The sequence below is a fragment of the Thiobacillus sp. 65-1402 genome (genome assembly GCF_001897685.1).
GTDB lineage: Bacteria > Pseudomonadota > Gammaproteobacteria > Burkholderiales > Thiobacillaceae > Thiobacillus.
In genome coordinates this window covers 22551-29743 of record NZ_MKUG01000058.1, presented here as the reverse complement: position 1 = coordinate 29743, position 7193 = coordinate 22551, and the positions used below count along the sequence as shown (strand labels likewise).

7 protein-coding genes are annotated in these 7193 nt (G+C 66.8%); 1 reads left to right on the top strand and 6 read right to left on the bottom strand.

What is annotated here, in order from left to right; genetic code table 11:
* On the top strand, positions 1-1346 hold a 1346-nt coding region (locus BGO62_RS04705), incomplete at its 5' end, for a dynamin family protein (protein ID WP_296639785.1).
* 49 nt (positions 1347-1395) lie between these two features.
* Here BGO62_RS04705 and ptsP read toward each other — a convergent pair.
* The 6 genes from ptsP to gshA all read right to left on the bottom strand — a co-directional run bounded on the left by ptsP (position 1396) and on the right by gshA (position 7170).
* Positions 1396-3120: a phosphoenolpyruvate--protein phosphotransferase gene (gene ptsP / locus BGO62_RS04700; RefSeq protein ID WP_296639783.1), complete on the bottom strand. Its 1725-nt coding sequence runs from the start codon at positions 3118-3120 to the stop codon at positions 1396-1398.
* Positions 3121-3247: 127 nt separating this feature from the next.
* Entirely contained in the window at positions 3248-3520 is a 273-nt protein-coding gene (locus tag BGO62_RS04695) for an HPr family phosphocarrier protein (protein ID WP_296639781.1), read from the bottom strand.
* A complete protein-coding gene (locus BGO62_RS04690) occupies positions 3501-3917 on the bottom strand; it encodes a PTS sugar transporter subunit IIA (RefSeq protein ID WP_296639780.1) in 417 nt (138 codons plus the stop codon). The genes BGO62_RS04695 and BGO62_RS04690 overlap by 20 nt, the downstream gene beginning before the upstream one ends.
* A 33-nt stretch (positions 3918-3950) precedes the next feature.
* On the bottom strand, positions 3951-4949 hold the full coding sequence (locus BGO62_RS04685; RefSeq protein WP_296639777.1) for an FAD:protein FMN transferase: 999 nt from the start codon (positions 4947-4949) through the stop codon (positions 3951-3953).
* Complete coding sequence (gshB, locus tag BGO62_RS04680; protein ID WP_296639775.1) at positions 4946-5878, bottom strand: glutathione synthase; 933 nt, start codon at positions 5876-5878, stop codon at positions 4946-4948. Before gshB ends, BGO62_RS04685 begins: the two co-directional genes overlap by 4 nt.
* Positions 5875-7170, bottom strand: a complete 1296-nt coding sequence (gene gshA, locus BGO62_RS04675; protein ID WP_296639773.1) for a glutamate--cysteine ligase — start codon at positions 7168-7170, stop codon at positions 5875-5877. Before gshA ends, gshB begins: the two co-directional genes overlap by 4 nt.
* Between the last annotated feature and the right edge of the window lie 23 nt (positions 7171-7193).

Sequence of the window (7193 nt, the reverse complement as noted above, 5' to 3'; positions counted from 1 at the left end):
TGGAGGTGCCGGCCTGGCGCTATGCCATGGTCAATTACCCGCATCCGTTGCTGCAGGCCGGACTGACGATACTCGATACGCCTGGGCTCAACGCGCTGGGCGCCGAGCCCGAACTCACGCTGTCGGTGATTCCCAATGCGCATGCGGTGATGTATCTGCTGGCGACCGATACCGGGGTGACGCGCTCGGACCTGGAAATCTGGCAGAAGCACGTGCATCGCCACGCTAACTACCACGTGGCGGTGCTGAACAAGATCGACATGCTGTGGGATGAGCTGAAGAGCGATTCCGAGGTGCAGGCCAGCATCGAGCGGCAGGCCGAGGAAACCGCGCGCGTGCTGAAGCTGCCGCGCAGCCGGGTGTTCGCGGTGTCGGCGCAGAAGGCGCTGGCGGCCACGATACGCGGCGACGCCGCCCTGCGCGTGCGCTCCGGCATCGAGTCGCTGGAATACCTGCTGGCGCACCAGGTGATCCCGGCGCGGCGCGACATGCTTTATCACGCGGTCAGCCGCGAGGTGGCCGCCCTGCTCGACGAGAGCCGGGTGGATCTGGCCGCGCGGCTCAAGCGCAGCAGCGACGAGCTGATCCAGCTGATCCAGCTGTCGGGCAAGAACCGCGAACTGATCGAACAGACGCGCGCCAACCTGCAGCAGGAGAAAGACAGTTACGACGCCACCGCCGAACAGTTCCGCGTGACCCGGAAAATGCTGGAGGGCCAGGGCGCGCATCTGCTGTCGAACGTGTCGGAAGATACGCTGGACGCGATCCTGAAGGCTGCGCGCGAGACGATGGAAGGCAGCTGGACGACGCGTGGGCTGACCGGCGGCATCCGCCAGCTGAGCGAGCAGATGGGCACGCGCTTCCAGCAGGCGACCCAGCTGGCCGACAACATGCTGGATGCGCTCGACCAGGCCTACATGCGGTTTCACCGCCAGCATCGGCTGCCGAAAATGCAGGTGCCGCGGCTGGACCTGGGCGCCTACCGCAACCGGCTGGAAACCCTGATGCGCGAAACCGAAGCCTTCTGCAAGGATCCCGCCAACCTGTTGCTGGAAAAACGCTTCATGATCCGGCGTTTTTATGCCGGCCTCGCCGAGGAGGCGCGCAATGCCTTCAAGCTGGCGCGGGCGGAAGCCGAGCGCTGGCTGCGCATCGCGCTCGACCCCATCATGACGCGCATCCGCGAGCACAAGCAGTACCTCGACACGCGGCTGGCCAGCCTGCAGCGCATTCTCGAAAACATGGGTACGCTGCACAGCCGGATGGCGCAGATCAAGCAGGAGATCGGCGATCTGCGCAACGACAAGGCGGAACTGGCGCGCATTGCCGCACAGCTCGCCGCTTAGGCGCCTGGCGGCCTGCCGGCTTCAAGCCCGACAGGCCGCCAGGTGCGCGTCAGCCGTTCAGGCGGTTCAATAACAGCGCCGTCTTGTCGGGGTCGGTGTTCTTCAGCAGCCGCTGTGCGGCGGGGGTCAGCACGTCCAGATGGGATTTCAGCACCTGCTGCTTGACCTGCAGCAGGCTGGCCGGGTGCATCGAGAAGATCCGCAGTCCCAGCCCCAGCAGCAGCCGCGTCAACAGCGGGTCGCCCGCCATCTCGCCGCAAACGGAAACCGGCTTGCCGGCCTTGGCGCCGGCGCGGATGGTGTGCTGGATGAGGTTGAGCACCGCCGGATGCAGCGGGTCGTAGAGGTGCGCGACGCTGTCGTCGGCGCGGTCGATCGCCAGCGTGTACTGGATCAGGTCGTTGGTGCCGATCGACAGGAAGTCCAGCTGCTCGGCGAAAAAGCCGGCCGTGAGGGCGGCGGCCGGCACCTCGATCATGCCGCCGATGGGGATGCCCTCGTCGAATTTCAGGCCGTCCTTGCGCAGCGATGCCTTGGCGGCCTCGATCCGCTGCAGGGTTTGCTGCAGTTCGACGAAGCTCGCCAGCATGGGGATGAGCATGCGCACCTGGCCATGGAGGGAGGCGCGCAGGATCGCCCGCAGCTGGGTGTGGAAGAGGCCGGGCTCGGCCAGGCACAGGCGGATTGCGCGCAGGCCCAGGGCCGGGTTGTCGGCCACGGTGTGGCCCCACGGCGCCTGCTTGTCCGCCCCCAGGTCGAGCGTGCGGATGGTGACCGGCTTGCCGTCCAGCGCCTCGGCCACCGCCCTGTAGGAGGCGTACTGTTCGTCTTCGGTCGGCAGGTCGCTGCGGTTGAGGAACAGGAATTCGCTGCGGAACAGGCCGATGCCGTGCGCGCCCGCCGCTTTCACCGCATCGACGTCGCCGAGCAATTCGATGTTGGCCATCAGTTCGATCGGCACGCCGTCCAGCGTGGACGATTTGCTGGTCTTCAGGCGTTTCAGCTTGTCGGTGTCGATGCGCCACTGGTTCTGCCGCAGCCGGTATTCGGCCAGGACGGACTCGTCGGGATTGACGATCACCACGCCGTCGCGGCCGTCGACGATCAGCAGATCGTGGTCGCGGATCAGGCCGCGCGCGTTGTGCAGCGCCATCACCGAAGGCATCGCCATGCTGCGCGCCAGAATCGCGGTGTGCGAGGTGGCGCCGCCGAGATCGGTGATAAAGGCGGCGAAGTGCACGTTCTTGAACACGATCATGTCGGCGGGCGACAGTTCGTGCGCGACCAGGATGCGCTCGCTGTCGAAATCGACATCCAGCGGCAGGTGGCTGGGGTGGCCGGTCAGCGCCTTCAATACGCGCTGCACGACCTGCACCACGTCTTCCTGGCGGCTCCTCAGGTAGGCGTCGTCGATTTCCTCGAAGCGCGCCACCAGCGCTTCCATCTGCTGCGCCAGCGCCCATTCGGCGTTGCACTGGGTCTCGCGGATCAGGTGCTTGGGCGCCTCGGCGATCATCGAATCGCCGAGGAACATCAGGTGCATGTCGAGAAACGCCGAGAGTTCTGCCGGGGCATTGGCCGGGATGTGATTGCGCAGGGTTTCGAGTTCGGTGCGGGTGGCGAGGATGGCCTCGTCGAAGCGCGCCAGCTCGTCCTTGATGTATTTGCGGTCGAGCATGTACTGCGGCACTTCGACGCGCGCGTTGGAGGTGAGGTGGGCGTAGCCGATGGCGATGCCGCCGGAGACGCCGATGCCGTGCAGCGAGAAGCTCATGGTCTGGAGGCCGCGCTTGGTTGCGCCCGACGGCAGGCCGCGCCCGGCGCGGTGCCGGGCCGGAGCGGAGACGAAAGCCCGGCACCCATGCCGGCGCTCATGTGCGACGAGCGGTCAAGCGTGGTTTTCAGGATAGATCCTCCCCGAAGCCGCTGGAGATCAGCTCGGCCAGCGCTTCGATGGCGTCCGTTTCGTCGTCGCCCTCGGTTTCCAGGGTGATGGTGCTGCCCTTGGCGGCAGCCAGCATCATCACGCCCATGATGCTTTTGGCGTTGATGCGGCGGCCATTGCGCGCCATGAACACATTGCTCTTGAAGCTGGAGGCCAGCTGGGTCAGTTTGGCCGACGGGCGCGCGTGCAGCCCCAGCTTGTTGACGATCTCAACGTCCCGTTGCTGCATGGCACATGGCCTCGGAAATATGGTTGATGCTGTTGCGCCCGCCTTCGACGATGCGCTCGACGAGCTGCGGCAGCGCCAGCGTGTCGCGGTAGTTCAGCGCTTTCAGCAGCATCGGCAGGTTGACCCCGGAAACCCCTTCGATGTGGGCCGGTTCGAGCAGCCGGCACAGCGTGTTGCTGGGGGTGGCGCCGTAGACGTCGGTCAGCACCAGGATGCCGTCGCCTTCGTCGAGTTCGTCCAGCCGCGTCTGGATGGCCTTCTGCCGCTCGTCGGGGTCGGCATGGCCGATGAAGTCCAGCGTGGCGAGCCCGCGCGGACGCTGGCCCAGCACATGGGTGGCGCACTCGACCAGGCTGTCGGCGAGCGAGCCGTGGGCGACGATGAGGATGCCTATCATTGCGAGAAGGGGGTAAGGGGTAAAACCTGCATTCTAACGAAGCCGGGCCTTCATCGCAGGCGAGACGTGGATTCGGCCGGCGGCATCCACTGCCAGGTAGTCGCTTACCCCCAGCCGCGCCGCGTTGTCCGCCAGCCGCGCCGTGCCGTCGATGAACAGCGGCTTGGACAGGGCATCCGAACGGGTTCCGGCCTGTTTGCCCGCCACCAGCACCGTCACCGACTGCATTCCGCTCGCCGGGCTGCCGCTGCGCGGGTCGATCAGGTGGCTGTAGCGGCGTCCGCCCGCCTCGAAATAGCGCTGGTAGTCGCCCGAGGTGCCGATTGCCTCGCCGGCGCGCAAATCCAGCACGGCCAGCGTGCCGGATTTGCGCGGATGCTGGATGCCCACGCGCCACGGCCGCTCGCCGTGCATGCCCAGCGCGATCACGTTGCCGCCGATGTTCACCAGCGCGTTCCTGATGCCGTGCGCTTTCAGGATGCGCACCGCGTCGTCCAGCGCGCGCCCCTTGGCGTAGCCGCCCAGATCCAGCTGCACGGCCGGGTTGTCGCTCCAGACGCTGCCGTTTTCGAGATGCAGATCGCGCATGCGCGGCTGCCGGCTCACCCAGCGCCGGATCGCGGCGGCATCCGGCACCCGCGCCTGCGGCGCGTCGGCGTGAAAGCCCCACAGGGCGATCAGCCCGCCGATGGCGGGGTTGAACAGGTCGTTCGACTGCTTCGACAAGGCCTGCGCATCGCCCAGCATGGCCGCGAGTTCGGGGCTGACCGGAACGCGTTCCCCTTTGGCCAGCGCGGTGTTGAGCCGTGACAGCTCGCTCGGCTGCCAGGCGTGCAACTGGCGGTGAAGTTCGTCGAAGCGCGCCAGCACCGCGGCGACCGCCTGGCGGGCCTGCGCCTCCGGTGCGCCGTAGACGCTGACTTCGACCAGGGTGCCGAATACGTAGGACTGCTGCTGAACCAGCGGCGGCGGGCTGCACGCCGCCAGCGTCCATAGCAGCAGGAGCCACAGGCTGCGGCGCGCGGCGTTCATCTGCGCTTGAGGGCGGCGATGAACTGCGCCGCCACGTCGTGCCCGGTCTGGGCGGCGATTTCCTGAAAGCCGGTGGGGCTGGTGACGTTGATTTCGGTGAGGCAGTCGCCGATCACGTCGAGCCCGGCGAGGAAGATGCCGTTCGCCTGCGCCCACGGCGCGACGGTTTCGGCGATTTCGCGGTCGCGCGCGGACAGCGGCTGCGCGCGCGCGGTGCCGCCGGCGGCGAGGTTGCCGCGGGTTTCGCCGGGCAGGGGAATGCGCGCCAGCGCCCACGGCACCACCTCGCCGTCGATCAGCAGGATGCGCTTGTCGCCCTCGCTGATGGCGGGCAGGTAGCGCTGCGCCATGATCGGCCGCTGGCCGCGCCGGGTGAGCGTCTCGACGATGGCGTTGCGGTTGGGGTCGGCCAGCGTCAGCCGGAAAATGCCGCTGCCGCCCATTTCGGTGAGCGGCTTGACGATGATGTCGCGGTGATCGGCCAGAAAGTTTCCGATTCCGCTGGCGTCGGCGCTGACGAGGGTCGGGGCGACGAATTGCGGAAACTCCAGGATCGCGAGTTTTTCGTTGAAGTCGCGCAGCGCCGCCGGGCGGTTGAGTACGCGCGCGCCGTTGTGCTCGGCGACGCCGAGCAGCTGGGTGGCGAGCAGGTAATCCGTGTCGACCGGCGGGTCGGTGCGCATCAGCACGGCGTCGAAATCGGCGAGCGCCTGCGTGCCGGCCTGCGCGACGCGGAACCAGTCGTCGTCGCGGCGCACCTCGAGCGCGCTGCAGGCGGCGCCGGCGACGCCGTCCGCCACCTGCAGCTGGCGCGCCTCGGCGGCAAACACGGCATGGCCGCGCGCCGCCGCGGCGCGCATCATCGCCACCGAGCTGTCCTTGCGGGGCTTGAGGCCCGCCAGCGGATCGACGACGAACAGCAGCTTCATGCGGCAGCCGCGTTCTCGGTCTCGTTCAGCGCTTCGTCGAGCTCGATCGAAGCCGCCAGCATCGCCAGCCGTGCGATCACGCCGTAGGCATAGAAACGGTTGGGGCTGGCGTCGGGGTTGGCGCTGCGGTCGGGCATCAAACAGGTGTTGTCGAACGCCAGCGGCACGAAGTGCATGCCGGGGCTGTTGAGGTTTTCGTCTGCGCCACGGCCGGTGTGCACGCGGTAGAAGCCGCCGACGACGAAGTGGTCGAGCATGTAGACCACCGGCTCGGCGACGGCGTCGTTGATGCTCTCGAAGGTGTAGACGCCTTCCTGGATCAGCACTTCGCTGACTTCGAGCCCTTCCTTGCCGACCGCCATCTTGTTGCGCTGCTTGCGGTTGAGTTCGCGCACGTCGTCCGGCGATTTCACCGTCATGATGCCCATGCCGTAGGTGCCGGCGTCGGCCTTGACGATGACGAAGGGCGGCTGGTCGATGTGGTATTCGTCGTATTTGAGACGGATCTTGTCGAGCATGTCGGCGACTTTTTCGGCCAGGCAGGCCTCGCCCTGGCGCGCATGGAAATCGATCTTGCCGCACTGGTTGAAATAGGGGTCGATCAGCCAGGGATCGATCCCCACCAGCCGCGCGAATTCGCCGGCGACATGCTGGTAGGCGGCAAAGTGGCGCGACTTGCGGCGCGTCGCCCAGCCCGCATGCAGCGGCGGCATGATGGTCTGCTCGATGCCTTTCAGGATATCCGGCACCCCCGCCGACAAATCGTTGTTGAGCAGCACCGCGCAGGGATCGAAGCCTTCCAGCCCGACGCGGTCGCCTTTGCGCACCAGCGGCTCCAGCGTGAGGTGCCCGCCGGCGGGCAGTTGCAGCGTGGTCGGCTGGGTGATCTCGGGAATCAGCGTGCCGATGCGCACGATCAGGCCGGTCTGGCGCAGGATGTGGGCGAGCACCGCCACGTTCTGCAGGTAGAAGGTATTGCGCGTGTGGTTCTCGGGGATCAGCAGCAGGCGCTGCGCATCGGGGCAGATTTTTTCCACCGCGCCCATCGCCGCATGAATCGACAGCGACATGAACTCCGGATTGAGGTTGTTGAAGCCGCCGGGAAACAGGTTGGTGTCGACCGGCGCCAGCTTGAAGCCTGCGTTGCGGATGTCGACCGAGGTGTAAAACGGCGCGGCCTGTTCCTTCCATTGCTGGCGGAACCAGTGCTCGATCGTCGGCTGGGCGTCGAGCAGACGCTTTTCCAGTTCCAGCAGCGGCCCGGTCAGTGCGGTGGTGAGGTAAGGAACCATAGAATATGGGGTTTTCGAAGAAG

Excerpts from the sequence above, each read along its gene's own strand:
- BGO62_RS04690 (WP_296639780.1), bottom strand. The coding sequence starts at position 3,917 with ATGATAGGCATCCTCATCGTCGCCCACGGCTCGCTCGCCGACAGCCTG.
- gshB (WP_296639775.1), bottom strand. The coding sequence starts at position 5,878 with ATGAAGCTGCTGTTCGTCGTCGATCCGCTGGCGGGCCTCAAGCCCCGC.
- gshA (WP_296639773.1), bottom strand. The coding sequence starts at position 7,170 with ATGGTTCCTTACCTCACCACCGCACTGACCGGGCCGCTGCTGGAACTG.
- BGO62_RS04695 (WP_296639781.1), bottom strand. The coding sequence starts at position 3,520 with ATGCAGCAACGGGACGTTGAGATCGTCAACAAGCTGGGGCTGCACGCG.
- ptsP (WP_296639783.1), bottom strand. The coding sequence starts at position 3,120 with ATGAGCTTCTCGCTGCACGGCATCGGCGTCTCCGGCGGCATCGCCATC.
- BGO62_RS04685 (WP_296639777.1), bottom strand. The coding sequence starts at position 4,949 with ATGAACGCCGCGCGCCGCAGCCTGTGGCTCCTGCTGCTATGGACGCTG.